General features: G+C 38.0%; 1 protein-coding gene. It reads right to left on the bottom strand.

The genetic code is table 11. The annotated features are described in order from the left end of the window. Positions 1–184: 184 nt before the first annotated feature. Complete coding sequence (locus tag BUB18_RS28820; RefSeq protein WP_073087796.1) at positions 185–1,738, bottom strand: IS1182 family transposase; 1,554 nt, start codon at positions 1,736–1,738, stop codon at positions 185–187. Positions 1,739–1,863 lie beyond the last annotated feature (125 nt).

Raw genomic sequence — 1,863 nt, 5'->3', positions numbered from 1 at the left:
AAGAGGGCGTCTCAAAAATACCTGAGACGCCCTCTTTCCTTTTTAAGTATATATCTCACATTATGAGAGTTTTTCTCTCATTTTGATTTATTGGAGATTTATTTGATTTGATTTTTCTTTATTGGCTTACAGGAAGCTAAGATGAGGGGTAGCTGTAAAGATTTGGAGATGGAGCTGCCTTTTTCTAGGCCACCTTACGCAAGTTATGGGCCAATGCCAATAATCCCATTTCTACGGTTACTTTTTCGAGTCCACGCAGCATAAACCTTTTAAATTGATGATTATGCTTGATATTAGCAAAAACTGGCTCAACCTCGTAGCTTCTTTTTTTTCGCTTTGCAATCCCTTTTTTAGTGTTTAGCCTTTTGTCAGCCTTCGTTTTAAGACGGCGATATTGAAGATTTACTTCAATGACCCGATTCCCTTTTTGTCCATGGCATTGATTTTTTAGACGACAATAGGAACAAGATTCACATTGGTATTTTGTTATTACTTGAGGATATCCACTACTGGATTGACTTTGGGAGCTTCCCTGATTGATGAGCTTCTTACCTGCCGGACAAGTAAAGACGTCTTCTTGTTGGTCATAGGGAAGCTGATCCACTGTAAATCTCTTTTTGAGTCTAATTTTCTCATTTTGATTACGATCAAACTGATTGTGTTTTACATAAGCAGTGATCTTCTTACTTTCCAGTAATTTATAGTTCTGCTCACTTCCGTAGCCCGCGTCAGCTGTAATATTGGAAGGTTTTATTTTTAGATGCTTGATATGTGATGATAGATGTGTAGGAAGGGTTAAGGTATCACCTGGGTTTTGATGGATGCTATAAGATAGAATATATTGGTTATTAGTACTGATTTGTACATTATAAGCGGGCTTTAGCTGACCATTTTTCATATGGTCTTCCTTCATTCTCATAAATGTAGCATCAGTATCAGTTTTACTGTAACTTTTACGTCCATTTAATATTTGTTCTTGCTTATCATATTTATCTAATGTATCAGGCCAGTTTTTACGCGCATAATTCAGTTTCTGCCTTATTTTGGGATCAACCTTTTTCTCGTTTTTAACACTATCAAGTGCCTGGTTGATTTGCTCAATGGCCTCTCTTACCTTACTACTATCCACGGGACCGGGATCTGGTGGATCCGGTGGACTATTTAGCTCGGCTGCTGCTACAGATTGGGCATACTTCCATAGTTCATTGAGTTGCTCTTTAATTTTTTCACGGTTATTTGTAATACTCTTGCCCCAAACAAAACTATAACGGTTAGCATTAGCCTCTATTTTTGTCCCATCAGTATAAAGTTCTTTAAGGCTCAATAACCCCTCAGTACATAATAACAGCACCACTTGGCTAAAGATGGGTTGAAGAATTTCCTGGAGGCGGTTACTCCTAAATCTGCTGATTGTGTTATGATCAGGTTTGCTCATTCCACTTAACCACATAAAATAAATATCCCGTTTCAATACGTCCTCGATCTTGCGGCTGCTGTATATGTTATTCATGTAAGCGTACACTAACACCTTTAGCAACATCGATGGGCTGTAACTGCTAGTGCCACCAGCTTTATATCTGGCTACTAAAACCCTCAGGTCGATTCCATCAATTATTTGATCAACTATACGAACAGGATGATCTGCCGATACCATTTCATTCAAATCGGGCGGAAATAACATCACCTGGTTTTGAAAAGTGGGCTTGAAAGATACTTTATAGCTTTTTCCTCGTGCCATTCCCAAATTTACCGAACAAACATGGCCCGCAGAAGACTATTTATCAACACAAAACCTTAATAAAAGCCTTTTTTTTTCTAAAAATAGAAAGAGGCTATCTCAAATTACTTTTGAGACAGCCTCTT

Origin of the sequence: Chitinophaga jiangningensis, from assembly GCF_900142605.1 — a bacterium.
Taxonomy (GTDB): Bacteria; Bacteroidota; Bacteroidia; order Chitinophagales; family Chitinophagaceae; genus Chitinophaga; species Chitinophaga jiangningensis.
Note: the sequence above shows the minus strand (reverse complement) of the source record. Positions and strands in the feature narration are given on the sequence as shown.